General features: G+C 63.5%; 22 protein-coding genes. 11 read left to right on the top strand and 11 right to left on the bottom strand.

What is annotated here, in order from left to right; genetic code table 11:
- Positions 1–27 precede the first annotated feature (27 nt).
- The 3 genes from PVZ80_RS22225 (at position 28) to PVZ80_RS22215 (ending at position 4,595) form a co-directional block, all read left to right on the top strand.
- Complete coding sequence (locus tag PVZ80_RS22225; protein ID WP_009048399.1) at positions 28–801, top strand: ArsR/SmtB family transcription factor; 774 nt, start codon at positions 28–30, stop codon at positions 799–801.
- A gap of 71 nt (positions 802–872) precedes the next feature.
- Complete coding sequence (locus tag PVZ80_RS22220; RefSeq protein ID WP_273864560.1) at positions 873–1,370, top strand: AAA family ATPase; 498 nt, start codon at positions 873–875, stop codon at positions 1,368–1,370.
- Positions 1,371–2,015: 645 nt separating this feature from the next.
- Complete coding sequence (locus PVZ80_RS22215) at positions 2,016–4,595, top strand: autotransporter outer membrane beta-barrel domain-containing protein (RefSeq protein WP_273864559.1); 2,580 nt, start codon at positions 2,016–2,018, stop codon at positions 4,593–4,595.
- A 212-nt stretch (positions 4,596–4,807) separates the two neighbouring features.
- Here PVZ80_RS22215 and PVZ80_RS22210 read toward each other — a convergent pair whose 3' ends face one another.
- Positions 4,808–5,344, bottom strand: coding sequence for a hypothetical protein (locus tag PVZ80_RS22210; protein WP_273864558.1), 537 nt, complete (start codon positions 5,342–5,344; stop codon positions 4,808–4,810).
- Between the two features lie 215 nt (positions 5,345–5,559).
- On the opposite strand from PVZ80_RS22210, the gene PVZ80_RS22205 reads away from it, so the two are divergent.
- The 4 genes from PVZ80_RS22205 to PVZ80_RS22190 all read left to right on the top strand — a co-directional run bounded on the left by PVZ80_RS22205 (position 5,560) and on the right by PVZ80_RS22190 (position 9,829).
- Complete coding sequence (locus PVZ80_RS22205) at positions 5,560–6,969, top strand: circularly permuted type 2 ATP-grasp protein (protein WP_009048402.1); 1,410 nt, start codon at positions 5,560–5,562, stop codon at positions 6,967–6,969.
- Between the two features lie 3 nt (positions 6,970–6,972).
- Positions 6,973–7,923, top strand: coding sequence for an alpha-E domain-containing protein (locus tag PVZ80_RS22200; RefSeq protein ID WP_007925069.1), 951 nt, complete (start codon positions 6,973–6,975; stop codon positions 7,921–7,923).
- Positions 7,920–8,717, top strand: a complete 798-nt coding sequence (locus PVZ80_RS22195; RefSeq protein WP_273864557.1) for a transglutaminase family protein — start codon at positions 7,920–7,922, stop codon at positions 8,715–8,717. The genes PVZ80_RS22200 and PVZ80_RS22195 overlap by 4 nt, the downstream gene beginning before the upstream one ends.
- Positions 8,718–8,944: 227 nt before the next feature.
- Positions 8,945–9,829 carry an N-acetylmuramoyl-L-alanine amidase gene (locus PVZ80_RS22190; RefSeq protein ID WP_273864556.1) on the top strand — a complete coding sequence of 295 codons (885 nt, stop codon included), beginning with the start codon at positions 8,945–8,947 and terminating at the stop codon, positions 9,827–9,829.
- Positions 9,830–9,910: 81 nt separating this feature from the next.
- Here the strand turns inward: PVZ80_RS22190 and PVZ80_RS22185 are convergent, their stop codons facing one another.
- The 5 genes from PVZ80_RS22185 to PVZ80_RS22165 all read right to left on the bottom strand — a co-directional run bounded on the left by PVZ80_RS22185 (position 9,911) and on the right by PVZ80_RS22165 (position 16,227).
- Positions 9,911–10,930, bottom strand: a complete 1,020-nt coding sequence (locus tag PVZ80_RS22185; RefSeq protein ID WP_009048405.1) for a branched-chain amino acid aminotransferase — start codon at positions 10,928–10,930, stop codon at positions 9,911–9,913.
- A 301-nt stretch (positions 10,931–11,231) separates the two neighbouring features.
- Complete coding sequence (gene lpdA / locus PVZ80_RS22180; protein ID WP_273864555.1) at positions 11,232–12,623, bottom strand: dihydrolipoyl dehydrogenase; 1,392 nt, start codon at positions 12,621–12,623, stop codon at positions 11,232–11,234.
- A gap of 18 nt (positions 12,624–12,641) precedes the next feature.
- The gene (locus tag PVZ80_RS22175; protein WP_273864554.1) at positions 12,642–13,931 is read right to left on the bottom strand and encodes a dihydrolipoamide acetyltransferase family protein; all 1,290 of its coding nucleotides are present in this window, start codon (positions 13,929–13,931) and stop codon (positions 12,642–12,644) included.
- Entirely contained in the window at positions 13,932–14,990 is a 1,059-nt protein-coding gene (locus PVZ80_RS22170; protein ID WP_028682773.1) for an alpha-ketoacid dehydrogenase subunit beta, read from the bottom strand. It abuts the gene before it with no gap.
- 1 nt (position 14,991) lies between these two features.
- On the bottom strand, positions 14,992–16,227 hold the full coding sequence (locus PVZ80_RS22165; RefSeq protein ID WP_009048409.1) for a 3-methyl-2-oxobutanoate dehydrogenase (2-methylpropanoyl-transferring) subunit alpha: 1,236 nt from the start codon (positions 16,225–16,227) through the stop codon (positions 14,992–14,994).
- 197 nt (positions 16,228–16,424) lie between these two features.
- Between PVZ80_RS22165 and bkdR the strand changes: the two genes are divergently transcribed.
- Positions 16,425–16,913, top strand: a complete 489-nt coding sequence (bkdR, locus tag PVZ80_RS22160) for a Bkd operon transcriptional regulator BkdR (protein ID WP_009048410.1) — start codon at positions 16,425–16,427, stop codon at positions 16,911–16,913.
- 158 nt (positions 16,914–17,071) lie between these two features.
- Here bkdR and PVZ80_RS22155 read toward each other — a convergent pair whose 3' ends face one another.
- Together PVZ80_RS22155 and dapF are read right to left on the bottom strand one after the other, a co-directional pair.
- On the bottom strand, positions 17,072–18,013 hold the full coding sequence (locus tag PVZ80_RS22155) for a polysaccharide deacetylase family protein (RefSeq protein WP_273864553.1): 942 nt from the start codon (positions 18,011–18,013) through the stop codon (positions 17,072–17,074).
- A 222-nt stretch (positions 18,014–18,235) separates the two neighbouring features.
- Complete coding sequence (gene dapF / locus PVZ80_RS22150; RefSeq protein WP_273864552.1) at positions 18,236–19,030, bottom strand: diaminopimelate epimerase; 795 nt, start codon at positions 19,028–19,030, stop codon at positions 18,236–18,238.
- A gap of 300 nt (positions 19,031–19,330) precedes the next feature.
- Between dapF and PVZ80_RS22145 the strand changes: the two genes are divergently transcribed.
- A complete protein-coding gene (locus PVZ80_RS22145) occupies positions 19,331–21,004 on the top strand; it encodes an MFS transporter (RefSeq protein ID WP_273864551.1) in 1,674 nt (557 codons plus the stop codon).
- Entirely contained in the window at positions 21,001–22,146 is a 1,146-nt protein-coding gene (locus tag PVZ80_RS22140) for an HlyD family secretion protein (protein WP_009048414.1), read from the top strand. Before PVZ80_RS22145 ends, PVZ80_RS22140 begins: the two co-directional genes overlap by 4 nt.
- A gap of 119 nt (positions 22,147–22,265) precedes the next feature.
- On the opposite strand, the gene copD is transcribed toward PVZ80_RS22140, so the two are convergent.
- The 3 genes from copD to PVZ80_RS22125 form a co-directional block, all read right to left on the bottom strand.
- On the bottom strand, positions 22,266–23,129 hold the full coding sequence (copD, locus tag PVZ80_RS22135) for a copper homeostasis membrane protein CopD (RefSeq protein WP_273864550.1): 864 nt from the start codon (positions 23,127–23,129) through the stop codon (positions 22,266–22,268).
- Between the two features lie 3 nt (positions 23,130–23,132).
- Positions 23,133–23,495 (bottom strand): copper homeostasis periplasmic binding protein CopC, encoded by a 363-nt coding sequence (gene copC / locus PVZ80_RS22130; protein WP_009048416.1) that lies wholly within the window; start codon positions 23,493–23,495, stop codon positions 23,133–23,135.
- Positions 23,496–23,588: 93 nt separating this feature from the next.
- Entirely contained in the window at positions 23,589–24,029 is a 441-nt protein-coding gene (locus PVZ80_RS22125) for an acetyltransferase (protein ID WP_016702787.1), read from the bottom strand.
- 239 nt (positions 24,030–24,268) lie between these two features.
- Here PVZ80_RS22125 and PVZ80_RS22120 point away from each other — a divergent pair, with 239 nt between their 5' ends.
- Positions 24,269–24,889 (top strand): TetR/AcrR family transcriptional regulator, encoded by a 621-nt coding sequence (locus PVZ80_RS22120; protein WP_007922198.1) that lies wholly within the window; start codon positions 24,269–24,271, stop codon positions 24,887–24,889.
- Positions 24,890–24,974: the final 85 nt, after the last annotated feature.

The raw sequence follows: 24,974 nt of genomic DNA, 5'->3' as shown, positions 1-24,974 counted from the left end.
AGGGCACGATTCGTTCGGGAGCGAAATATGAATGCACAACAGCACGACAACGCCGTATCCCAGGTCGCCGCGGCCATTGCCGAGCCGGCGCGGACGAAGATGCTCTGCGCGTTGATGGACGGCCATGCGCGCACCAGCACCGAGCTGGCGGCGATCGCCGATGTCAGCGCCTCCACCGCCAGCGCGCACCTGGGCAAGCTCAAGGACCTGGCCCTGGTGCGCCTGCATGTGCAGGGCCGCCATCGTTACTACAGCCTGGCCGACCAGCGCGTGGCCCAGGCCCTGGAGGCCCTGATGGTGATCGGCCGCAACGCCATGCCAGCTTTCAGCCCGCGCACCCCGGACCGCCTGCAGTTCGCCCGTACCTGCTACGACCATATGGCCGGCACCCTGGCGGTGCAGTTGCATGACCGCATGCTCGACGCCGGCTGGTTGCAGGAGCCGCAGGAGGGCGCCCAGGAGTACAGCCTGAGCCCGGCCGGCGAAGGGTTTTTCGCCGGATTGGGTATCGATGTGCAGGCCCTGGCGACCTTGCGTCGACGCTTTGCCTGCCCGTGCCTGGACTGGAGCATGCGCCGCCCGCATCTGGGTGGTGCGCTGGGAGCCGCGTTGTTGCAGGAGGCGATCCGGCGCAAATGGCTGACCCAGGACCTGGACAGCCGGGCGCTGGGATTGACCGCCCTGGGGCGCAAGGAGCTTGCCACTCGGTTCGCGGTCCAGCTCGAAGAGCCCGACAGCCCAACCCTGCGGGTCGGGAGCGCTGCCAAACCGGATCGGCCATCCGTTACCCAGGCTTCATAGGCCGGTCCACAACCCCATGGCTGGCGCTGCTGTCAGCCTGCGCATGCAGTGCTTTGCTTGGAGTTCTCCCTATGCTCATCGTCTTCAGTGGCCTGCCCGGCAGCGGCAAGACCACCATCGCCCGGGCACTGGCCAGCCATCTGCGGGCCGCCTATCTGCGCATCGACACTATCGAGCAGGCGCTGCGCAACGGCGGCTTGGCGGAGGTCGGCAAGGCCGGGTACGAGGTCGCCAATGCCCTGGCCCGCAGCAACCTGGCCCTGGGCAACCGGGTGGTGGCCGACTGCGTCAATCCGCTCGCCGAGAGCCGCCAGGCCTGGCAGGGCATCGCCGAGGCCGAGCAGAGCCCCTTGCTGAATGTCGAGGTGGTGTGCACGGACATCGCCGAGCATCGGCGCCGGGTGGAAAGCCGTGAGGCGGATGTGCCCGGCCTGCGTCCGCCGAGCTGGCAGTCGGTGCTCGATCACGACTACCTGGCCTGGAGCGGCGAGCGCTTGAGGCTGGACAGCGCTGTGCTGGCGCCGGCAGCGGCGGTGCGGATCATCCTCGAACACCTGGAAACCTTGTAGTACCTGACCCACAGCGGCGCCGATCGCCGCTCTCACACGTTTTGGGCGCGCGCGTGAGATAGCTGTTTATAGGAGCGAGCTTGCTCGCGATGGCGGTGTGCCTGATTCACCGTGGCGCCTGCATCGCGAACAAGTTTGAACTGACCTGATAATTCTGGACACCTTCATCGGGTGCTCTGCTAATGCCGCGAGTGTGCAAGGCTGAAGGGAAGTGGTCTGGATAAGATGGACTGTTCAAGTGAGGGTTCTATTGTTGGCTAAAGATCGAAAGTTCATGTCGTTGATTGGTGGTCAGAGAGAAAATCACACAGTGATTAATGAGTCGATAACCTGAAGTGATCAGCACTCAGGGTGGCGGATTGAACAGGGGCAGGCGTGACGAGGCCATGAACTTCAGGGCATGGAGAGGCAGGTGGTAGATGATGGATGGTTTTTTGTGCATGGGCTCATATTGATGAACACTTTCTGAATTGTTTTTTAGATTTTTAATGATGGCTAATTAATATTATTTTTAAGGTGGTTCTTAATTTCTCCTGGATTAAGATTTTTCTTATTGGTCAGTTTGCCGGTTTAGTCAATGTTGTAGGCCTTTTTATCTGGCGAAAAGGCTTTTAAGTTATGAGGTTTGTTAAAAAGGCGACAAGTGTGGCCGTCAGTTCGGCGCTGTCGCTGATGGCCATTTCCATGCAGTCCGTTTCGGCCGCCGACTATGAAAAAATCGATCTATCCTCGCCCGAAGGTGAATCCCTGACCCTGAATGAGGTGAGCATCGACTATTCCGGTACGGACGCGGCAGTACGCGTGAGCGGCGAACAGAACGAGCTGCAAGGCACCGGCTACGACATCCTGGCCACGGGCAGTTCGGCGGTGGGAGTGCAAGCAGAGGGCGGCGGCAAGGTTCACTTGTCGAATCTGAATATCACCACTCTGGGAGACGAGGGTTCGGCGATCCGGATGCGCGGGCTCAATACCCGAGTGGACGTCAAGAACGGCATCCTGGAAGCCCAGGGCGAACATGCGAAGGGTGTCGAGAACGCTGGCGGTGTGTTCTCCATGGACGGTGGCTCCATCATCACCCGGGGCATAGGGGGGCACGCCCTGTACGCATCGGCGAATTCCTTCAATGGCGGGAGTACCGTATCCAACGTCAGCAGGACCCTGATCGAAACCTCGGGACTCGGCGCGGTAGGTGTTTGGGCACAGATGCTGGGGACTAAAGTCACCCTCGCCGACAGCCGCGTCGTCACCCACGGTGATGACGCTTTTGGCCTGATGGCTGTCAATGGCGCCAGTGTTCAGTTGATCGACAGCGAGGTACTGACCGCCGGTACGACGAGCTATGGCCTGGCTTTCAATACCGCCAGCGTATTGCTCCAGGGCTCCCGCGTGCGCACCGATGGCGCGGGTGCTGACGGCATTTACAGTTTCGTCAGCCGAGGCTTCGACCCCGGAGCGGTGAACACTCTCGAGGTCATTGGCAGCAGCATCGAAACCCAGGACGGCGCGGGCATCAAAGTCGAAGCTGGCGGCTTGGACGCGCACTTGACCGACAGCACCTTGATCGGTCGCACTGGCGGTGAGGCGGGCACGGCGCTATGGATCACCGAGATCGAGTACGAGGGTACGGTGCCGGTGCCGGCGGGGGAGGTGAAACTCGATGCCACCAGGTCCCGGTTGTCGGGTGATGTGCGGGTGGATGCCGGCAGCCTGCAACTGTCACTGACGGATCATTCCAGCCTGGAGGGGGCGATCAAGAGCCTGGACCAGGATACCCAACTGACCCTGGACGACAGCAGCAACTGGACCGTGCGCGGGGATTCGGTACTCACCCGGATGACCAACAACGGCAGGGTGGAGTTCGCCGACCCCGGGTTGTCGGGGGCCTTCAAGCAGTTGCGGGTCAAGGGTGATCTGTCCGGCGATGGCCACTACGTAATGAACACTGACCTGGGCCGGTTGCAGGGCGACCGCCTGCTTGTCGACGGCCAGGTCACCGGTAACAACGATATCCTGGTGCGCAACTCCGGCGCCGAACCCGACGCCGAGGGGCAAAGCCTGAGCCTGGTGCAAAGCAGCGGTGGCCCGGGTTCGTTCACCCTGGCCAACCGGGGCGGGGTGGTGGATGCCGGGACCTATCGCTACAAACTGAAAGGCGATGACCAGGGCAACTGGAGTCTAGTGAATTTCAACTCGGGGCCTGATCCAAAACCTGACCCAGAGTCCGATCTGAAGCCTGATCCAGAGTCCGATCTGAAGCCTGATCCAGAGTCCGATCTGAAGCCTGATCCAGAGCCGGGTCCGGACAACCTGTCCACCGGTGCCAGCGCGGCGATCAACAGCAGCGCCATCGCCTCCCTGCGCGCCACGTGGGACGCCGAGCGCGCGACTCTGGTGCAGCGGGTCGGCGAGCTGCGTCAAAGCACGGGGCAGCAGGGATTATGGATACGTGGATTCGGCCAGCAGCAGTCCCTGGACAACGGCGTCGGCCGCGATTTTTCCCAGCGGGTGCAGGGTACGCAACTGGGGATCGATACCCGGATCGATACGGCTGGAGGTGAACTCGTGGTGGGCGCGCTCGCCGGTTACAGCCAGGCCGACCGCAACTTCAAGAATGAGGGCAGCGGCCAGCTCGACAGCTACCACCTGGGCGGTTATGCCACGTATCTGGATGACTCCGGTTGGTACGTCGACAGCTTGCTGACGTTGAACCGTTGGTCCACCGGGTTGGACCTGTGGGGCACCGACGGTGCCAAGGTTTCGGGGCACTTCCGCAGCAAGGGCGCAGGTCTGTCGATGGAAGCCGGCAAGCAGATCGACCTCGACAACCACTGGTTCGTCGAGCCTCAGGCGCAGGTCTCCATGCTCTACGCCCGTTCGGACAGTTACCAGCTGGGCAATGGACTGCAAGTGGAGCCCGGTGCCGCGTTGTCGACCCAGGTACGCGCAGGTGTTCGCATCGGCCGCAACCTGCAACTGGACAACGGCACACGCTTGCAGCCTTACCTCAAGGCTGGCTGGATCGAGGATCTTTCGGCGCAGAACAAGGTCCGTACCAATGGCATCGGTAGCCGTCCGGATGGCAGCGGTGGCGGTTGGTACGCCGGCGCTGGTATCAGCGGACAACTGACTCGAAACCATCAGCTGTATGTCGAGGCCGAGACCAGCGAAAGCTCGAACATCGACCGTCCTTGGGCGGCCAATGTCGGCTATCGCTTCAATTTCTGAGGGGGCTGTAGGAGCGAGGCTTGCCCGCGATGGCGGTGTGCCTGATTCACTGCGGCGCCTGTATTGCGTGCAAGCTGCCCCCCTACAGGGGCAGCGGTAAGTCGTGAATATCTGCGCTGAATCGATAATCAATGGAATGAAGCATTCGGCGGGTAACTTCGGTGAACATTAATCCTGGTGTCGCGAACCACGCAAAGCCGGGAATAGCCGGTTCAATGTTTCCTGGCACTTTTACAAAGTAGCGCTGGCGAAAAGCCGAAATTGCGCCAATAGTTGGCGCTATTGGGTGTTTCGTTCGCCGTTGGTGCGTTTTCCGGACCGCTAATGGTGCGCTGTTCTTTCTCTCGGCAGGCCGCGTCAACTCTTGCTTTGTGCAAAGCGATAACAGCTGCTTTGCCAAAAATCCCCGTGTCAGGGCAAAAAAACCTTCCTCGACAGTTTCTGCACTTTTTTCGTTCGCGCCAGTGTTGTGCAAAGCCGTTCCGGCGGCCTTCCGGATAAAACGTTTCAGCATCAACAGGGAGTGGAGCCCCCTGGTTGAGTGAAAAGTGTCGCCAAACTGTCGTTTTTCCACCCTTGGGGACTTTATTCGCGGGGAGACGGGATTTGGGCACAGCGATTGCTAAAGCAGATAGACAGCCTTTGAAATCCAACGAAGTGTGCTGTTGAAGTTTCGGAAAACTTTCAGTTTGAAAGTTCACATTAAAACGAAAAAGGAGGTGACGAGTTCCACAACCAATGGACGTCATCGCGGGCGATCCATTGCCGAAAATCCATACGGGAAGTTTCGCCAAACGACTGGCGTCAATAAGTGGGGGTATTTCCGTCGGCATCGAGCGGAATATTCAAGCCGCACAATGAGGTGCACAACAGAACAGTTTCTATCGCTCAGCGTAAGGCCCGATTTATTGAAACAGAGAGTTTAAATAAAAAAGCCGTTTAAACCACGGCGAGGAGTTGGGGTATGTCCCGTGCTTTTTTTAACGAAATGTATGATGCGAGTGGTGGCTGTCGCCCACATTACCAGGAGTTCGCCCGCTGGCTGGCGGACACCCCCGTGGAGCTGCTGGACCAGCGTCGGCGCGAAGCCGACCTGCTGTTCCACCGCGCTGGCATCACCTTCACGTTGTACGGTGACGAGCAAGGCACTGAACGGCTGATTCCCTTCGACATCATCCCGCGCAGCATCAAGGCCAGCGAATGGCGGAACGTCGAGCGCGGCTGCATCCAGCGGGTCCAGGCATTGAACATGTTCCTGGCCGATATCTACCACGGGCAACGCATTCTCAAGGAGGGCATCATCCCGGCCGAGCAGGTGCTGGCCAACGAGGGTTACCAGGTGGCGATGCGCGGCCTGGACCTGCATCGCAATATCTATTCGCACATCTCCGGCGTCGACCTGGTGCGTGACGGCGACGGCAGCTACTACGTGCTGGAAGACAACCTGCGCACCCCCAGCGGCGTGAGCTACATGCTCGAAGACCGCAAGATGATGATGCGCCTGTTCCCCGAGCTCTTCGCCGCGCAACGGGTGGCGCCCATCGACCACTACCCGAATCTGCTGCTCGATACCCTGAAAAGCTCCAGCCCGCTGGACAACCCGACGGTGGTGGTGCTGACCCCGGGGCGTTTCAACAGCGCCTATTTCGAGCATGCGTTCCTGGCCCGGGAGATGGGCGTGGAACTGGTGGAAGGCGCCGACCTGTTCGTGCGCGACGACCGCGTATTCATGCGCACCACCTCCGGCGCCCAGGCGGTGGATGTGATCTACCGTCGCCTCGACGACGCCTTCCTCGACCCCTTGTCGTTCAACCCCGACTCCATGCTTGGTGTGCCCGGGCTGATCGCCGCCTACCGTTCCGGCAACGTGGTGCTGGCCAACGCGGTGGGCACCGGGGTGGCGGACGACAAATCGATCTACCCCTATGTCGACGAGATGATCCGTTTCTACCTGAGCGAGGAACCGATCCTGAAGAACGTGCCGACCTGGCAATGCCGCAAACCCGCGGAGCTGTCCCACGTATTGGCCAACCTGCCGGACCTGGTGGTCAAGGAAACCCAGGGCTCCGGCGGCTACGGCATGCTGGTAGGGCCGGCGGCCACCGCAGCGGAGATCGAAGACTTCCGCGCCCGGCTCAAGGCCCGTCCGGAAGCCTATATCGCCCAACCCACCCTGTGCCTGTCGACCTGCCCGACCTTTGTCGAGAACGGCATCGCGCCGCGGCATATCGACCTGCGTCCGTTCGTGCTGTCGGGCAGCGAAACCCGCCTGGTGCCGGGCGGCCTGACCCGCGTGGCCTTGCGCGAAGGCTCGCTGGTGGTGAACTCGTCGCAGGGCGGCGGCACCAAAGACACCTGGGTCGTGGAGGATTGACCGATGCTTTCAAGAACCGCTGCAGACCTCTACTGGATGTCCCGTTACCTGGAGCGCGCCGAGAACCTGGCGCGCATGCTCGAAGTCAGTTACTCGCTGTCGCTGATGCCCCAGGCGGGGCGTAGCGATGGCCATGCCGAGCTGGCGATGTCGCTGCTGGCCGCCGGCACCCTGGACGATTACAACCAGCGTTACGGTGAACTGAACACCGAGCGCATGCTGCACTTCTTCGCCCTCGACGAGACCAACCCCGGCAGCATCTATTGCTGTCTGCGGGCGGCGCGGACCAACGCCCATGCGGTGCGCGGGCGGATCACCGCCGACATGTGGGAAAACATCAACGCCACCTGGCTGGAGATGCGCAACATCGCCAAGAGTGGCCTGGGACGCTACGGCATCAGCCATTTCTGCGAATGGGTCAAGGAGCGTTCGCACCTGTTCCGTGGCGCGACCTCGGGCACCATCATGCGCAACGATGCCTATTGCTTCATTCGCCTGGGCACCTTTATCGAGCGGGCCGACAACACCCTGCGCCTGCTGGACGCGCGCTACGAAATGTTCGGCGAGGAGTCGGAGGAGGTCAGCGACAACTCGGCCCGTGGCTACTACCAGTGGAGCGCCTTGCTCCGTGCCCTGTCCTCGTTCGAGGCGTTCAACGAGATCTACCGCAATGCACCGGGAGCCGAGCAGGTGTCCGAGATGCTGCTGTTGCGTGCCGACGTACCGCGCTCGCTGCACGCCTGCGTCGAGGAGCTGGACCAGATCCTCGCCAGCCTGCCGGGCAATAACGGCCGTCCGGCCCAGCGCCTGGCCGCCGAGCTGAACGCGCGCCTGCGCTACACCGGGATCGACGAGATCCTCGCGTCGGGCCTGCACCTGTGGCTGAGCGATTTCATCGCGCAGATCCGTCACCTGGGGCAGACCGTCCACGAATCCTATCTGGAGGTTGTATGAAACTTTCCATACGCCACGACACCACCTACAGCTACGCCGATGAAGTCTGCACCAGCATCCAGTTCCTGCGCCTGACCCCGCAGAACAGCGAGCGCCAGCACATCCTCGAATGGCATCTGGAACTGCCGCGCCTGGTGCGCAGCCAGCTCGACCCCTACGGCAATATCCTGCACGTGCTGACCATGGACGAGCCCCATGGCGCCCTGGTCCTGAGCGCCTATGGCCAGGTGGAAATCGACCAGGCCCGGGAGGTGGAACACGACAGCCAGTCGCCGCTGCCGTTCCTGCGCAGCAGCCCGCTGACCAAGGCCGACGCCGCCCTCAGCGCCTTCGCCGCGCAGCACTGCGGCACCCGGCGCGACCGCGCGGCGCTGATCGAACTGATGCACGCCCTGGCCGCGCACATGGTCTACAGCCCGGGCGCGACCACGGTGGACACCACCGCGGCCGAGGCTTTCGCCGGCCGGGTCGGGGTCTGCCAGGACCACACCCATGCGTTCCTGGCCTGCGCCCGCGGCCTGGGGATTCCCGCGCGTTATGTCTCCGGCTACCTGTGCACCGAAGACGAAAGCCACCTGGCCAGCCACGCCTGGGCCGAGGCCTGGATCGACGGCGGCTGGTACAGTTTCGACGTGACCAACCGCCTGGCGCGGCCGGAACGGCACCTGAAGCTGGCGGTCGGCCTCGACTACCTCGACGCCTGCCCGGTGCGCGGCATGCGTCGCGGCGGCGGCGCCGAGCACATGCTGGCACAGGTCCAGGTGAACTCGATGTTCCAGGTCCAGCACCAGTAGCCGCGACCTTTCCCGCACCATCGGGCATGCCGGCCCCGGCATGCCCACCCCTTGGGGCGCAGTAGCCCTGCGTGGCCCATCTGCGCTTTCTGTCGTCGACTTTCTCAGCGACTTTCGGACTTTTCCTAAAGACAGTCTTTCCCCCCGGCCCCTAGCATGCGCCGCTCCGCAGGCCTGCAACGCAGCAAGCCAGGCGGGGAAAGGAAAGCAACGTTCAAGGGCAAGTCATGAAGAAATACACCACGGTCTTAAGCCTCTTGCTGGCGATGACCGGTTGTACCAGCAGCCACCAAGACACCTCCGAGGCCACGCTCACGGAGAAAGACGGCTACGTCCTTTCGAAAGGCGAAAGGGCGGTGGCGAAGAATCACCGGATCCGTTTCCTGGTCCTGCACTACACCGCGCTCGACCAGGTGCAGTCCTTCGAAACGCTGACGCGATCGGAACACGTCAGCGCCAACTACCTGATTCCCGATCGGCCGAAGACCCACAAGGGCCTGCCGGTGGCCGACCAGTTGGTCGATGACCACGACCGCTCCTGGCACGCGGGAGTGAGCCAGTGGAAGAACCGCAGCAACCTGAATGACACCTCGCTCGGGATCGAGATCGTCAACGCTGGCTGGGACCAGGACACCGGCCAGTTGCTGGGCGAGCCCTACAACGAGCAGCAGATAGAACTGCTGATCAGCCTGACCCGCGACCTGGTCAGTAAGTACGACATACAGCCGACGGACATCGTCGGGCACTCGGATATCGCCCCCGGGCGCAAGATCGATCCGGGGCCGTTCTTTCCCTGGAAACGGCTTGCCGAAGCCGGCATTGGCGCCTGGCCCGACGAGCGCACCCTCGACGACTACCTGGCTCGCTTCAGCGTGTCGCCGCCGAGCATGGTCCAGGTCACGAAGGCGCTGCAAACCTATGGTTATGGCTATCTGGACCAACAACCGGAAAGGGTGGTGGAAGCCTTCCAGATGCGCTTCAACCAGGAAAATGTCAGCGGGATCGTGGATATCCGCACGGCGGCCATCCTGTTTTCCCTGATCGACAAATATCACGGCAAGGACAAGGCGAGCGCCATTCTGCTGCCGCCGGAAGTGGCGGCGCTCGGCTAGAGGCACAGGTTTCGGCACCCATGAAAAAGCCCGCCGTTCGCGGTGGCGAAGGGCGGGCTTTTCAGCACCTGGTGGCTGGGGTCAGACCTTGACGATCCAGCCCGCTGGCGCTTCGATGTCGCCGGTCTGTACACCGGTCAGCTCTTTGTAGAGCTTCTGGGTGATCGGACCGACTTCCTTTTCGCTGTAGAACACGTGCAGCTTGTCCTTGTACTCGATGCCGCCGATCGGCGTGATCACCGCAGCGGTACCGCAGGCGCCGGCTTCCTTGAAGTCCGACAGCTTGTCGATCAGCACGTCGCCTTCGATCACTTCCAGGCCCAGGCGGGTCTTGGCCAGCTCGATCAGCGACAGGCGGGTGATGCCCGGCAGTACCGACGGCGACTTCGGCGTGACGAATTTGTCGTCGTGGGTGATGCCGAAGAAGTTGGCCGAACCGACTTCCTCGATCTTCGAGTGGGTCAAAGGGTCCAGGTAGATGCAGTCGGCGAAGTGCTTCTTCTTGGCTTCCGAACCTGGCATCAGGCTGGCGGCGTAGTTGCCACCGACCTTGGCCGCGCCGGTGCCTTGTGGCGCCGCGCGGTCGTAGCTGGAGATCAGGAAGTTGTGCGGGGTCAGGCCGCCCTTGAAGTAGGCGCCGACCGGAATGGCGAAAATCGAGAAGATGAACTCGGGGGCGGTGCGCACGCCGATGTTGTCACCCACGCCGATCACGAACGGGCGCAGGTACAGCGCGCCGCCGGTGCCGTAAGGCGGGATGAAGCGCTCGTTGGCGCGAACCACTTCCTGACAGGCGGCAACAAATTGCTCGGTGGACACCTGCGGCATCAGCAGGCGCGCGCAGCTGCGCTGCATGCGGGCGGCGTTTTGGTCCGGGCGGAACAGGTTGATCGAACCGTCCTTGCAGCGGTAGGCCTTCAGGCCTTCGAAGCACTGCTGGCCATAGTGAAGGGCGGTGGAGCCTTCGCTGATGTGCAGCACGTTATCTTCGGTCAGGGTGCCTTTGTCCCACTCGCCGTTACGCCAGTGCGACAGATAGCGCTTGTCTGTCTTGATGTAGTCAAAACCCAGCTTGTCCCAATTGATGCTTTCGTTACCCATGACACCCTCTATCGCTTAACAACCGTCGCAACGGCTCAAGGCTTCTGACGTTTTTTGGATGGGCACAACAATACTGCATTCCGGGGGGCCACCGCATCCCGGGCGATGGGAGGGGAAGCAAAAAAACTTAGCCTGCTCATGAACCCTCCTGTCGTCCTGTGGCGCGAACCCCAAAGGCTGCGGCGAGCTGTTTCTGTAGGAGCGAAGCTTGCTCGCGATAGCGTCGGCATAGACGGCTTGATATCCCTGCCGTGCTCACTGGCCCTATCGCGGGCAAGCCTCGCTCCTACAGACCCGGTGTTTATAGATGCAGCGCGTGGCCCAGGGCCCGCAATGCCGCTTCCTGCACCGCCTCGCCCAGGGTCGGATGGGCGTGGATGGTGCCGGCGATATCTTCCAGGCGCGCGCCCATTTCCAGGGACTGGCCGAAGGCCGTGGACAGTTCGGACACGCCGACGCCCACCGCCTGCCAGCCGACAATCAGGTGATTGTCACGGCGTGCCACCACCCGCACGAAACCGTTTTTCGATTCCAGGGTCATGGCGCGGCCGTTGGCGGCGAACGGGAAGCTCGAGACGATGCAATCCAGGCCGGCGGCCTTGGCCTCGTCCGGGGTCTTGCCGACCACCACCAGTTCCGGGTCGGTGAAGCACACCGCGGCAATGGCCGTGGGGTTGAATTCCCGGTGCTGGCCGGCGATCAGCTCGGCGACCATCTCGCCCTGGGCCATGGCCCGGTGCGCGAGCATCGGTTCGCCGGCGAGGTCGCCGATGGCCCAGACATTGCGCATGCTGGTCTGGCAACGGTTGTCGATGCGGATGGCCGAGCCGTTCATGTCCAGGTTCAGCGCTTCGAGGTTCCAGCCCTGGGTGTTCGGCTTGCGCCCGACCGCCACCAGCACCTGATCGGTTTCCAACTGCAGGCTGTCGCCGTTCGGGTCGCGCACCTGCAAGGTGTGGGTCCCGGCATCGAAACCTTCGACGCTGTGCTTGAGGTAGAGCTTGATCCCCAGTTGCTTCACCGATTCGAGCACCGGTTGGGTCAGTTCGGCGTCATAGGCCGGCAGGATGCGCTCCTGGGCCTCGACCACGCTGACTTCGGCGCCAAGCTTGCGGTAGGCGATGCCCAGCTCCAGGCCGATATAACCGCCACCGACCACGATCAAGCGCTTGGGCAGGGCCTTGGGCGCCAGGGCTTCGGTGGAGGAGATGATCGGCCCGCCAAGCGGCAGCATCGGCAGGTTGACGCTTTTCGAGCCGCTGGCCAGCAGCAGGTGTTCGCACTGGATGCGGGTGTCGGCGCCTTCGATTTCCACGGTCTTGCCGTCGATGACCCTGGCCCAGCCCTGGATCACCTGGACCTTGTGCTTTCTCAGCAGGGCGGCGACGCCGGTGGTCAGGCGGTCGACGATGCCGTCTTTCCATTCCACGCTCTTGCCGATGTCCAGGGTCGGCGCCGAGACGTTGATGCCCAGGGCCGAGCCCTGGCTGTGATGGCGGGTCTGCTGGAACTGTTCGGCGACATGGATCAGCGCCTTGGACGGGATGCAGCCGATGTTCAGGCAGGTGCCGCCCAGCGCCTGGCCTTCCACCAGGATGGTCGAGATGCCCAACTGGCCGGCGCGGATCGCCGCCACATAACCGCCGGGGCCACCGCCGATGATCAGCAAGGTAGTGTTCAGAGTTTGTTGCATGCCTTACTCCAGAAATGCCTATTCAACAAAGAGACTGGCGGGTTGTTCGAGCAGGCCGCGAATGGCCTGGATGAAGAGCGCCGCGTCCATGCCGTCGACCACCCGGTGATCGAAGGAGCTGGAGAGGTTCATCATCTTGCGGACCACGATCTGGCCTTTGATCACCATCGGCCGTTCGACGATCTTGTTCACCCCGACGATCGCCACTTCCGGCAGGTTCAGCACCGGCGTGCTGACGATGCCGCCCAGGGCGCCGAGGCTGGTCAGGGTGATGGTCGAGCCGGACAGTTCGTCGCGGGCCGCCTTGCCGCTGCGCGCGGCTGTAGCCAGGCGCGAGATTTCCGCGGCGCTGTCCCACAGGCTGCGGGCTTCGGCGTGGCGCACCACCGGCACCATCAGGCCGACGTCGCTTTGCGTGGCCACCCCGACATGCACCGCGCCGTGGCGGGTGATGACCTGGGCTTCGTCGTCGTAACGCGCGTTGATCTGCGGGAAGTCGCGCAGGGCCACGACCAGGGCCCGCACCAGGAACGGCAGCAGGGTCAGCTTGCCGCGAGTGGCGCCGTGTTTTTCATTGAGGTGCGCGCGCAGTTCTTCCACGGCGGTGACGTCGATTTCCTCGACGTAACTGAAGTGGGCGGCGCGTTGGGTGGCTTCCTGCATGCGCTGGGCGATCTTGCGACGCATGCCGATCACTGGGATTTGCTCCTCGTCGTGACGCTCGGCGTAGCCGGACGGCGCCGAGCCGCTGCGTGCGTTCTGAGTGCCCTGGGCCAGGTAGGCGTCCAGGTCTTCGTGGAGGATGCGTCCGGCCGGGCCGCTGCCCTGCACCAGGCGCAGCTGGATGCCCAGGTCCAGCGCATGCTTGCGCACGGCCGGGGAGGCCAGCGGGCGCTCGTCGGCGTCGCGGGCCACCGGCGCCTGTGGCGCGGGGCGGCACGCGGCGGCGGGTTTGCTTTCCAGCACTGGCGCGGTTTCGACCTTGGGCGCTGCTACTGCTGGTGCTGCTTCTTTAATAGGGGCAGGTTCCTTGACCAGCTGATCGGACGCCTTGAGGTTGCCAGCGCCTTCGACCTCGATGCTGATCAATATGCTGCCCACCGCCATCACTTCGCCGGGCTGGCCGCCCAGGGAGATGACCTTGCCGTGCACCGGGGAGGGGATATCCACCATGGCCTTGTCGGTCATGACGTCGGCCAGCACCTGGTCCTCGACCACCAGGTCGCCGACCTTGACGTGCCACTGCGCCAGTTCTACTTCCGCGATGCCTTCGCCGATGTCCGGCATCTTGATAACGTGCGTGCCCATTCAGACCTCCATGACCCGTTGCAAAGCCGCGCCCACTCGGGACGGGCCAGGGAAATACGCCCACTCCTGCGCGTGCGGGTAGGGGGTGTCCCAACCGGTCACGCGCTCGATAGGCGCTTCCAGGTGGTGGAAGCAGTGTTCTTGCACCAGCGATACCAGCTCGGCGCCGAAGCCGCAGGTGCGGGTGGCTTCGTGGACCACCACGCAGCGGCCGGTCTTTTTCACCGACTTGACGATGGTCTCCAGGTCCAGCGGCCACAGGCTGCGCAGGTCGATGACCTCGGCGTCGATCCCGGTTTCCTCGGCGGCCACTTGCGAGACATACACCGTGGTGCCGTAGGTCAGCACGGTGACGTCCTTGCCCGGCCGGGTGATGGCGGCGACGTCCAGCGGCACCTTGTAGTAGCCGTCCGGCACCTGGGCCGAGGGGTGTTTCGACCAGGGGGTTACCGGGCGGTCGTGGTGGCCGTCGAACGGGCCGTTGTACAGGCGCTTGGGCTCGAGGAAGATCACCGGGTCATCGTTTTCGATGGAGGCGATCAGCAGGCCCTTGGCGTCGTAGGGGTTGGACGGCATCACGGTGCGCAGGCCGCAGACCTGGGTGAACACCGCCTCGATGCTCTGGCTGTGGGTCTGGCCGCCGTAGATGCCGCCGCCGCAAGGCATGCGCATGGTCAGTGGCGCGGTGAACTGGCCGGCGGAGCGATAACGCAGGCGCGCCGCTTCGGAAATGATCTGGTCCGTGGCCGGGTAGACGTAGTCGGCGAACTGGATTTCCGCCACCGGGCGCAGGCCGTAGGCGCCCATGCCGACGGCGACGCCGACGATGCCGCTTTCCGAGATCGGCGCGTCGAACACCCGCGAGGTGCCGTACTTGGCCTGCAGGCCTTCGGTGCAACGGAACACGCCGCCGAAATAACCGACGTCCTGGCCGAACACCACCACGTTGTCGTCACGCTCTAGCATCACATCCATGGCCGAGCGCAGGGCCTGGATCATGGTCATGGTGGTCGTGGTCATGGCGGTGTCCAACTGGATATTGTTGTTGTGGTCGTTCATGTCAGATTCCCAGTTGCTGGCGTTGGCGCTTGAGGTGCTCGGGCATTTCCTTGTAGACGTCCTCGAACATGGTCGCGGCGCTTGGGATCTGCCCGCCGGCGAGGGTGCCGTACTGCTCGGCCTGTTTCTGCGCGGCGATGACTTCGGCTTCCAGTTCGGCGCTGACCGCGGCGTGTTCCTCTTCGGACCACTGGCCGATCTTGATCAGGTGCTGCTTGAGGCGGGCAATCGGGTCGCCGAGGGGGAAGTGGCTCCAGTCATCGGCCGGGCGGTACTTGGACGGATCGTCGGAGGTGGAGTGCGGGCCGGCGCGGTAAGTGACCCATTCGATCAGGGTCGGGCCGAGGTTGCGCCGGGCGCGTTCGGCGGCCCAGCGGGACGCGGCGTAGACCGCGATGAAGTCGTTGCCGTCCACCCGCAGCGAGGCGATGCCGCAACCGACGCCGCGCCCGGCGAAGGTGGTGGCTTCACCGCCGGCGATGGCCTGGAAGGTGGAGATCGCCCACTGGTTGTTGACCACGTTGAGGATCACCGGCGCGCGGTACACGTGGGCGAAAGTCAGGGCGGTGTGGAAGTCCGACTCGGCGGTGGCGCCGTCGCCGATCCAGGCCGAGGCGATCTTGGTATCGCCCTTGATCGCCGAGGCCATGCCCCAGCCCACGCCCTGCACGAACTGGGTGGCCAGGTTGCCGGAGATGGTGAAGAAGCCGGCTTCCTTGACCGAGTACATGATCGGCAACTGGCGGCCCTTGAGCGGATCGCGCTCGTTGGACAACAGCTGGCAGATCATGTCCACCAGCGGCACGTCGCGGGCCATCAGGATGCTTTGCTGGCGGTAGGTGGGGAAGCACATGTCGTCGATGTTCAACGCCAGGGCCTGGGCGCTGCCGATGGCTTCCTCGCCGAGGCTCTGCATGTAGAACGACATCTTCTTCTGGCGCTGGGCGACCACCATGCGGTTGTCGAAGATCCGCGTCTTGAGCATGGCGCGCATGCCCTGGCGCAGCACCTCGCTGGGCACCTCTTCGGCCCATTCGCCCAGGGCATTGCCCTGGTCGTCGAGCACGCGAATCAGGCCACGGGCCAGGTCGGCGGTGTCAGCGGGTTCTACATCGATTGGGGGTTTGCGCACCGTGCCAGCGTCGGTCAGACGCAGGTAGGAGAAGTCGGTTTTGCAACCGGGACGGCCTGAGGGTTCAGGCACGTGCAGGCGCAGCGGTTCGTACGCTTGGGTCATGGCTTGTCTACGCTCGATCTTGTGAATTTCTTGTAGTGGGCGCGCTTAGCTGACAGTCATTCTTTGGGTAAAAGAAATCTTGTCCTACAACAATCATAGGCCGGGCCAAGGAGAATATTTATCTCTGTTTCGTTGCGCTAAAGACGATTTGCAGATAAAAAAACTGCATAAACATAAAAAACAGGTTGATTTGTCTCATGCGCAAACTGGACCGTACCGACATCGGCATTCTCAACAGCCTCCAGGAGAACGCCCGCATCACCAACGCCGACCTCGCCCGTTCGGTGAACCTTTCGCCCACCCCGTGCTTCAACCGCGTGCGTGCCATGGAGGAGTTGGGGCTGATCCGTGAGCAGGTGACCCTGCTGGATGCCGACCTGTTGGGGCTGCACGTCAACGTGTTCATTCACGTCAGCCTGGAGAAGCAGGTGGAAGAGGCGTTGCAGCACTTCGAAGAGGCGATCGCCGACCGCCCGGAAGTCATGGAGTGCTACCTGATGGCCGGCGATCCGGACTACCTGATCCGCGTGCTGGTGCCGACCATCCAGGCCCTGGAGCGCTTCATGATGGACTTCCTGACCAAGGTGCCCGGCGTGGCCAATATCCGTTCCAGCTTCGCCCTCAAGCAGGTGCGCTACAAGACCGCGCTGCCGTTGCCGGCTAATGGTCTGACGCTGGGGAATTGACTTGATGGGCGAACCGCAGGCCCGGCCTCTCGCGAGCAAGCTCGCTCCTACAAGGACCCGTGCAGTCCCTGTAGGAGCGAGCTTGCTCGCGATAAAAATCGGCAGGCCGCCGCTGTTCTCGGATCGACCCACCGACCACCCGCCCAACGCATAACGCCTCAATCGTTATACGCCGCCTCGCTGTTATCGATCAGCGGGTCCTTCTCCGTCAGCACGATCTGCGCGATCCGGTCCTTGCGCATAAAGCTGACCTTTGGGTGGGACTGGGCGTAGCGGATAAAACGCTCCACCGCTTCGACCATCGCCGGCGTACCGCCGATACGATCGTGCAGGCTCACCGACATCATCCGCCGCCGGCTCACGCCTTCGGCGTACAGGCGATCGAACTCCAGCACCAACTGCTGATAGAACTGTTCGGCGGAGAAGTGTCGGCCCTCGATCAGCACGATGTCGTTGTTGCGCAGGGTGTAGGGCACCACGGCGAATTTCTTGCCGCGCACCAGGGTGACGAAAGGTTCGTCACGGCTGACGTCATCGATGTGGTAGGTGAAATTCAGGTCCTGCAACACCTTCAGGGTGTTGGGGCTGCGCCGCAGCCAGTTGGCGTTGTAGCCGACCGAACGCTGGCCGGTGAGCTTCTGCACTGCGTCCACGCCATCGCCGATGAATTGTTTTTCCTGGGCGTAGCTCATGTTGTAAGAGTCGGCCCAACGCATGCCGTGGGCCGCCACCTCATGGCCTCGCTCGGCGATGGCCTTGACCAGCTCCGGGTGTTTCAGCGCGGCTTCACCGACCACATGCGAGGTGACCTTGATCCCGGTGCGGTCCCACAGATCGAGCAGGCGCCACAGGCCTTCCTTGTGGCCGTAGTCGAACCAGGTGTTGGCCGGCAGGTCGGGGTAGCCCTTGGGCAACGGGCTTGCGGAAAACGGGCTTTCGGCGCCCTCCGGCTGGCCACCGGTCTCGAACTGCATGGAAAACGACAGCACCAGCTGCGAGCCGTCCGGCCAAGGGCGCTCCTGGGCGAACGCCAGGGCCGGCGCCAGCAGGCTGAGGGCGAGCAGGCGCTTGAACCAGCGCAAGTTTTTGTGGGGGGACATGGTGGCACTCCTTGAGGAAAAAGTGCCGATAGGCTGGCATCCGGTTTCTGCTTGAAAAATCCCCTCGAAACCAGATCACCTTTAAAGAAAATTTACCAATCGAGTCCGGGGAGGGCGTCGCTGCCGCTGGCCTCATCGCGAGCAAGCTCGCTCCTACAGAGTTTGCGCAAATCCTGTAGGAGCGAGCTTGCTCGCGATCAGATCCACCAAACGCCGCCGCTCTCAGATCACCCCGCTGAACACCCGCTCCACCCCACCGGCCAGCCGCACCTTGCCCTGGCCGTCCCAGCTGACGGTGACCGGGCCGCCGTCGCACAGTACCCGGACCGGGCTGTCCAGCAGGCCGCGGCGTATGCCGTTGACCGCCGCGCCGCAGGAGCACGAGCCGGAGCCCAAGGGGATGGCGCCGTTGCGCTCCCAGATGCGCAGGCGAATGGTCTGGCGGTCGATGACCTGGACGAAGTGCACATTGGTCTTCTGCGGGAACAGCGGGTGCGCCTCGATCCGCGGGCCCAGTGTCGCCACATCGATGGCGTGCAGGTCCTCGACAAAAAACGTGCAGTGCGGGTTGCCCATGCTGCACGCCGCCGGCTCGCCGGACAGGGGCAGGGCCAGGCTGTCGAGGGCCGTCGCCAGCGGAATCTCCTGCCAGGCGAATTGCGGCACACCCATCTCCACCGACACCGACTGATCCTCCAGGCGCATGCAGTGCTGGATGCCGCGGACGGTTTTCACCCGCACCGAGTCTTCGCCGCTTTCGCGCATCAGCAGGTCGGCCGCGCCGCGGGTGGCGCTGCCGCAGGTGCTCAGGCTGGAACCATCGGCATTCCAGAAGGTCAGTTGCGCCGCTGTCTCGGGGCAATGGCTGAGCACCACCAGCTGATTGAAACCCACGCCGCGATGGCGGTCGCCCAGGGTCCTGGCCAGCTCGCCGGTGATCGGGTTGTCGCGTCCACGGGCATCGACCAGCATGAAGTCGTCGCCATTGGCATGCAGCTTCTGAAAGGACAGGGGCATTGCGGGGCTCCGCGGGAGGCACAGGTGACGGCCGATTCTAGGGGGCGAGCAGCGGCAATGATAGGCAGGGCCTGTGGCGGATTTGCGTCAGCGCCACGGGTATTTCGTCCGGCGGCCGGCAGTGGGCTGAAAAAATCCTCTGCGCCGTGATTAGCTTTGCATAAAGTTCGTCAATCGAGCCCGGCAGTGTGCCTGGATCCCGAGGTTTTCCGGCACACTGCCGGGCAACCCGGAACAACTCTGGAGCGTCCGCCACTCGGGCGGACATGGAACAAGGTCAGCGAATGGCAAGGTCACTGAATGGATAGCTACGCCCCGCGCAACTGGCAACCCCACGAAAAGCCCAGTTTGCCCGGTTCCCCCTCGACGCCGCTGCACCCCACGCACAAGCGCCTGGCCTATGCCCTGGTCGGTCTGCTGGTGGCGATCACCGGCGGCCTCGGCAACTCCCTGGTGGTCGCCAACTTGCCGTATCTGCAAGGGGCGCTGGGCGCGACCACGGCGGAAATGGCCTGGCTGCCGGCGGCCTACGTGATGACCAACGTGTCGATGAACCTGCTGCTGGTGAAGTTTCGCCAACAGTTCGGCCTGCGTGCCTTTACCGAGGTGTTCCTGGTGCTCTATGCGCTGGTGACCTTCGGCCACCTGTTCGTCAACGACCTGAGTTCGGCCATCGCCGTGCGCGCGGCCCACGGCATGGTCGGCGCCGCCCTGAGTTCCCTGGGCCTGTACTACATGGTCCAGGCGTTCCCGGCCAAGTGGCGGATGAAAGCCCTGGTGCTCGGATTGGGGGCTTCGCAGTTGGCCTTGCCCCTGGCCCGGCTGTTTTCCGAAGACCTGCTGCAGATCGCCGAATGGCGCGGCTTGTACCTGTTCGAGCTGGGGCTGGCGCTGGCGTCCCTGGGCTGCGTGTTCCTGCTCAAGCTGCCGCCCGGCGACCGTTTCCGCACCTTCGAGAAACTCGACTTCCTGACCTTCGCCATCCTCGCCAGCGGCGTCGCGCTGCTCTGCGCGGTGCTGTCCCTGGGGCGCATCGACTGGTGGCTGGAGGCGCCGTGGATCGGCTACGCCTCGGCCGGTTCCATCGTGCTGATCCTCGCCGGCCTGGCCATCGAACATAACCGCAGCAACCCGATGCTGATGACCCGCTGGCTGGGAAGCGGGGCGGCGATCCGCCTGGCCCTGGCGGTGATCCTGATCCGCATGGTGCTGTCCGAGCAGTCCACCGGCGCCGTGGGCTTTCTCCAGGCGCTGAACATGAGCAGCCAGCAGATGCGCCTGCTGTATGGGGTGATGCTGCTGGGCAGCATCGCGGGTCTCGCCACCAGCGCCCTGACCATCAACCCGGCGCACCTGTTCATGCCGCTGGTCATCTCCCTGGCGCTGATGGCCGTGGGCTCGGTGATGGACAGCTTCTCCAATAACCTCACGCGCCCGGCCAACATGTACTTCAGCCAGTTCCTGCTGGCCTTCGGCGGGACCTTCTTTCTCGGCCCGACCATGGTTCTGGGCACGCGCAACGTGCTGACTAACCCGCGCAACCTGGTGAGCTTCTCGGTGCTGTTCGGCATCTGCCAGAACCTCGGCGGGCTGATCGGCTCGGCGCTGTTGGGGACCTTCCAGATCGTCCGCGAGAAATACCATTCCAGCCATATCGTCGAGCAACTGGTGCTGATGGACCCGCGGGTGCTGGGCCGGGTGCAGAGCGGCGGGGCGGCGGTCGGCAGGGTGATCGCCGACCCGCAGGCCCGCGAGCTGCAAGGCATCCGCAGCCTGGCCAGCGCCGCCACCCGCGAAGCCAACGTGCTGGCCTACAACGATGTGTTCATGCTGATCGCGGTGATCGCCGTGCTGACCATGATCTGGATCTTCATTCGCAGCCTGTGGCTGATGAGCACGACCAAGGCGGTCACGCCCGCCACCTCGACTTCTGCCCCGACTCCCGTCCAACCCAGCGGTGCCATTTCTTCATGACCGAACCGACCATCACCACCACCAACGCCATTGCCTCGACGCCGGAAGGCAGCGCGCCGCCCTCGATGCCGATCACCGAGCCGCGTTCGCTGCGGGTGCGGATCATCTCGTCCCTGGGGTTCGCCGCGATCGCCATCAGCGGCGTGCTGGTCGTGCTCTATGCCTGGCAGCTGCCGCCGTTCAGCAGCGCCATCGAAAGCACCGAGAACGCCCTGGTGCGGGGCCAGGTGACGATCATCGGCCCGCAGCTCAGCGGTTATGTGTTCGAGGTGCCGGTGCAGGACTTCCAGTTCGTCAAGGCCGGCGACCTGCTGGTGCGCCTCGACGACCGCATCTACAAGCAGCGCCTGGAGCAGTCCCTGGCCCAGCTGGCGTCGCAGAAGGCGGCCCTGGCCAATGTGGTGCAGCAACGCAACAGCGCCGAAGCCACCATCAAGCTGCGCCAGGCGGCGCTGGCCGACAGCCAGGCCCAGGCGCGCAAGAGCGCCGCCGACCTGCGGCGCAACCAGGAACTGATCGCCGACGGTTCGGTGTCCCAGCGTGACCTGGACGTGACCCGCGCCGCCAACGCCCAGACCCTTGCCGCGGTGGCCCAGGCCCAGGCACAGCTGGACATCGCCCGCCAGGACCTGCAGACGGTGATCGTCAATCGCGGCTCGCTGGAGGCCGCGGTGGCCAATGCCGAGGCGGCAGTGCAACTGGCGCGGATCGACCTGTCCAACACCCGGGTCACCGCGCCGCGCGATGGCCAGCTGGGGCAGATCGGCGTGCGCCTGGGGGCCTACGTCAATTCCGGGGCGCAACTGATGTCGCTGGTGCCGAACCAGCTCTGGGTGATCGCCAACATGAAGGAAACCCAGATGGACAACATCCGCGTCGGCCAGCCCGCGAGCTTCACTGTCGATGCGCTCAACCACCGCAAATTCCACGGCCACGTGCAGCGCATCTCGCCGGCCACCGGTTCGGAGTTCGCCTTGTTGCAGGCCGACAACGCCACCGGCAACTTCGTCAAGATCGCCCAGCGGATACCGGTACGCATCACCGTCGACCCCGACCAGGCAGAAAGCGAACGCCTGCGCCCGGGGATGTCGGTGGTGGTGAGTATCGATACGGCGGCCGAGGGTGATGCCCACATCGAGTGATGTGCTCCCTTGTAGGAGCGAGGCTTGCCCGCGATAGGATCTTGAATCTGACACCAGCTTCGGATCTGTATTGGCCGGGCGGGCCTCATCGCGGGCAAGCCTCGCTCCTACAGATGCGCTCAGGCGGCGCTCAGGGGCGGCAGGGTGCCGAGCAGGGACACGGCGGCCACCGCGGCGATCCCCAGCAGCCATTCCAGCAGCACGCTACGACGCAGGGTGCCCAGGCGCTGCTGGCAGTCCTCGATCCGCAGGCGGTTGAACAGGGCCAGGGCGAACATGCCGCACACCAGCAGCACCTTGATCAGCAGGATCAGGGCAAAGCCGGACAGCAAGGGTGTCGGCCACAGCTGGCCGGTCAGCACTCGTACATTGATCAGGCCGGTGACCAGCAACCCACCTACGAGCCCGTAACCCACGCCGCTGAAACGCAGTAGGACCCGCTCCAGAGGCTGCTCGCCGGGCTGCCGCAGAGTCATCAGCAGCACCAGCAAACCGCCGAGCCACAGGCTGACGCAGCCCAGGTGGACGATCTGGTTGAGGATCAGCAACTGGCCGCCGAGGCCGTCGAGCATGGCGCCGTGGCCCACCGGGGCGAGGGTGGCCAGCAGCAGGGCGGCGAGGATCAACCGTAGCGCCAGCCGCTCACCCAGGCGAGTCAGCAGTACAACCATCAGCGCACCATTGAGCAGCAGATGCCAGCTCCATACCTGGCCAAAAAAGGTCTTGCCCAGCACCAGCTGCAAGGTCGCCGGATCCAGGGCCGCGGCGCCGCTGCCGGCCATGCTGGCGGTGATCAGCAGCAACCAGCAGACGCCCGTGGCCAGGGCGATCCCGGCCAGCCAGCGGCCGAGTCGGGTCAGGTTGCGATCCAGTGCGGCGAAGGGCTCGCGCCCCAACAGCAGGGGCCTGAACACCCAGGCCCCGAACAGCAAAAGGACTGCCGCGAAATGCACAAAGCGGCAGAGCACCAACAGGGTCGACATCGGTTACTGGCCAACCTTGAAGCTGTAGCTGCCTTCGCTCGTGTGGGTATCGACCGACACCGCGTGCCACTCGACCTTGTAGGCGCCCGCTGTCAGTGGCGCCGCCGGGGTCACGATCAGGGTCTTCTTGTCCGCGCCTTCGGTGGCCAGGGTCTTAACGGCGACCGCCGCGCCATCCTTGCTCAGGCTGACTTGGGTGAAGGCCGCCTCGACGCCTTCGGAGAACACCAGGCGCAGTTCACCCGGCGCGCTCACCGTGCTGTCGGCGGCCGGGACCTGGCTTTGCAAATGAGCATGGGCGAAGGCCGAGGAAGCGGCAACGAGAGAGGCCAGCAGGGCGCTGGCGGTCAGCAGTTTTTTCAGCATGGGAAATACCTGTTCAATGAGTGTCGGGTCGTCGCTGGGCCTATGAGTATAAGGACCGTGGCAGGGGCCCTGGATGAAACATCGGCGCGGCGTTCAAGGGGTTTTCAGGCGCATATGGATGATCGGGAACGGCCGGCCCTGGCCGTCGGTTTCCGAGCGGCCGATGTCTTCGAAACCGTAGTGCCGATAAAAACCGTGGGCCTGGGGGTTCTGTTCGTTGACGTCGACAGTGAGTCGCGGATGGCGGCTGCGCACGTGGTCCAGCAGTTGTCGGCCGACGCCCTGGCCACGGCGGGCCGGTTCGATAAACAGCATTTCCACCTTTTCGCCGGCGCTGGCGATAAAACCGGCCGGGGTGCCGTCGTCATCCTCCAGCAGCCAGACCTCGAGGGCCGGCAGGTAGGTGTCGCGCACCAGGGGGTAGAGCAGTTGGATATCGTCTTCGCTAATGAAGTCGTGGGTGGCCCGTACCGAGCGTTCCCACAGGGCGGCGAGCTGCGGGTCGTCCGCGGGCCAGCGTTTTCGAATGTGCATGAGCATGATCCATGGCGGCGTTGCAGGATGGCCGAAACCCTCAGGGTTCGGCGGCGAAAGTCCTGCCTGCATGTCCGTGTCGCGAATCAACGCCTGGACGGAACACTTCAGGTGCCTGGGAAGAAGGCGGGAAGGATCCTAACCAATCGTTTTTGCCGGGAAAAGCCAGGTTCAGGAAGTTTCGTTTTTGTACGAAGGCCAATGGTAGTCTTGCAGCAGACTGTTTTCAGGGAGCCCATATGGGCAATCACAAGATCGAGATCCGTCGCAGCAACGTCGAGAAGATCCTCCTGGCGGCGGAAAAGGTATTCGCCGAAAAAGGCTTCAGCGGCACCGCCATGGCCGATATCGCCGCCGAAGTGCAATTGCCGCGCTCCAACCTGCATTACTACTTCAGCACCAAGAGCGAGCTGTACAGCGCGGTGCTGCTGGAGCTGCTGGAACTGTGGAAGCAGGACGCCCTGTGCTTCGAGATGTTCGACGACCCGCGGGTGGTGCTCAGCAGCTACATCCGCGCCAAGATGAACCATTCCCGCAGCCGGCCCTATGGCTCGAAAGTCTGGGCCAACGAAATCATCCACGGCGCGCCGACCCTGGGCGAGGCCCTGGACGCCAGCCTGTACGACTGGGCGAAGATGAAGGAAGCGAAGATTCGTCAGTGGGTCGAAGACCAACGCATCCTGCCGGTGGAGCCGTCGAGCCTGCTGTACATGATCTGGGCCTCGACCCAGCACTACGCCGACTTCGACCACCAGATCATGATCATCAACGAGCACCAGCCGCTGTCGGACATGCAGTTCGAAAAAGCGGTGCAGACGGTGACCAGTGTGATTCTGCGGGGGATTGGGTTGGAGCCGTAGGCGTCCCTGAGATTGCTATCGATATCGCTGGAGCACCAGACAGTATGCGTTATCGTTCACCTCCATCGCGGGCAAGCCTCGCTCC

Origin of the sequence: Pseudomonas sp. B3G-3, from assembly GCF_028640915.1 — a bacterium.
Lineage (GTDB): Bacteria > Pseudomonadota > Gammaproteobacteria > Pseudomonadales > Pseudomonadaceae > Aquipseudomonas > Aquipseudomonas chlororaphis_I.
This window is presented reverse-complemented; position numbering and strand designations above follow the sequence as displayed.

Coding starts and splice junctions, on each gene's coding strand:
- PVZ80_RS22225 (WP_009048399.1), top strand. CDS start 28: ATGAATGCACAACAGCACGACAACGCCGTATCCCAGGTCGCCGCGGCC.
- PVZ80_RS22220 (WP_273864560.1), top strand. CDS start 873: ATGCTCATCGTCTTCAGTGGCCTGCCCGGCAGCGGCAAGACCACCATC.
- PVZ80_RS22210 (WP_273864558.1), bottom strand. CDS start 5,344: ATGACGTCCATTGGTTGTGGAACTCGTCACCTCCTTTTTCGTTTTAAT.
- PVZ80_RS22205 (WP_009048402.1), top strand. CDS start 5,560: ATGTCCCGTGCTTTTTTTAACGAAATGTATGATGCGAGTGGTGGCTGT.
- PVZ80_RS22200 (WP_007925069.1), top strand. CDS start 6,973: ATGCTTTCAAGAACCGCTGCAGACCTCTACTGGATGTCCCGTTACCTG.
- PVZ80_RS22195 (WP_273864557.1), top strand. CDS start 7,920: ATGAAACTTTCCATACGCCACGACACCACCTACAGCTACGCCGATGAA.
- PVZ80_RS22190 (WP_273864556.1), top strand. CDS start 8,945: ATGAAGAAATACACCACGGTCTTAAGCCTCTTGCTGGCGATGACCGGT.
- PVZ80_RS22185 (WP_009048405.1), bottom strand. CDS start 10,930: ATGGGTAACGAAAGCATCAATTGGGACAAGCTGGGTTTTGACTACATC.
- lpdA (WP_273864555.1), bottom strand. CDS start 12,623: ATGCAACAAACTCTGAACACTACCTTGCTGATCATCGGCGGTGGCCCC.
- PVZ80_RS22175 (WP_273864554.1), bottom strand. CDS start 13,931: ATGGGCACGCACGTTATCAAGATGCCGGACATCGGCGAAGGCATCGCG.
- PVZ80_RS22170 (WP_028682773.1), bottom strand. CDS start 14,990: ATGAACGACCACAACAACAATATCCAGTTGGACACCGCCATGACCACG.
- PVZ80_RS22165 (WP_009048409.1), bottom strand. CDS start 16,227: ATGACCCAAGCGTACGAACCGCTGCGCCTGCACGTGCCTGAACCCTCA.
- bkdR (WP_009048410.1), top strand. CDS start 16,425: ATGCGCAAACTGGACCGTACCGACATCGGCATTCTCAACAGCCTCCAG.
- PVZ80_RS22155 (WP_273864553.1), bottom strand. CDS start 18,013: ATGTCCCCCCACAAAAACTTGCGCTGGTTCAAGCGCCTGCTCGCCCTC.
- dapF (WP_273864552.1), bottom strand. CDS start 19,030: ATGCCCCTGTCCTTTCAGAAGCTGCATGCCAATGGCGACGACTTCATG.
- PVZ80_RS22145 (WP_273864551.1), top strand. CDS start 19,331: ATGGATAGCTACGCCCCGCGCAACTGGCAACCCCACGAAAAGCCCAGT.
- PVZ80_RS22140 (WP_009048414.1), top strand. CDS start 21,001: ATGACCGAACCGACCATCACCACCACCAACGCCATTGCCTCGACGCCG.
- copD (WP_273864550.1), bottom strand. CDS start 23,129: ATGTCGACCCTGTTGGTGCTCTGCCGCTTTGTGCATTTCGCGGCAGTC.
- copC (WP_009048416.1), bottom strand. CDS start 23,495: ATGCTGAAAAAACTGCTGACCGCCAGCGCCCTGCTGGCCTCTCTCGTT.
- PVZ80_RS22125 (WP_016702787.1), bottom strand. CDS start 24,029: ATGCACATTCGAAAACGCTGGCCCGCGGACGACCCGCAGCTCGCCGCC.
- PVZ80_RS22120 (WP_007922198.1), top strand. CDS start 24,269: ATGGGCAATCACAAGATCGAGATCCGTCGCAGCAACGTCGAGAAGATC.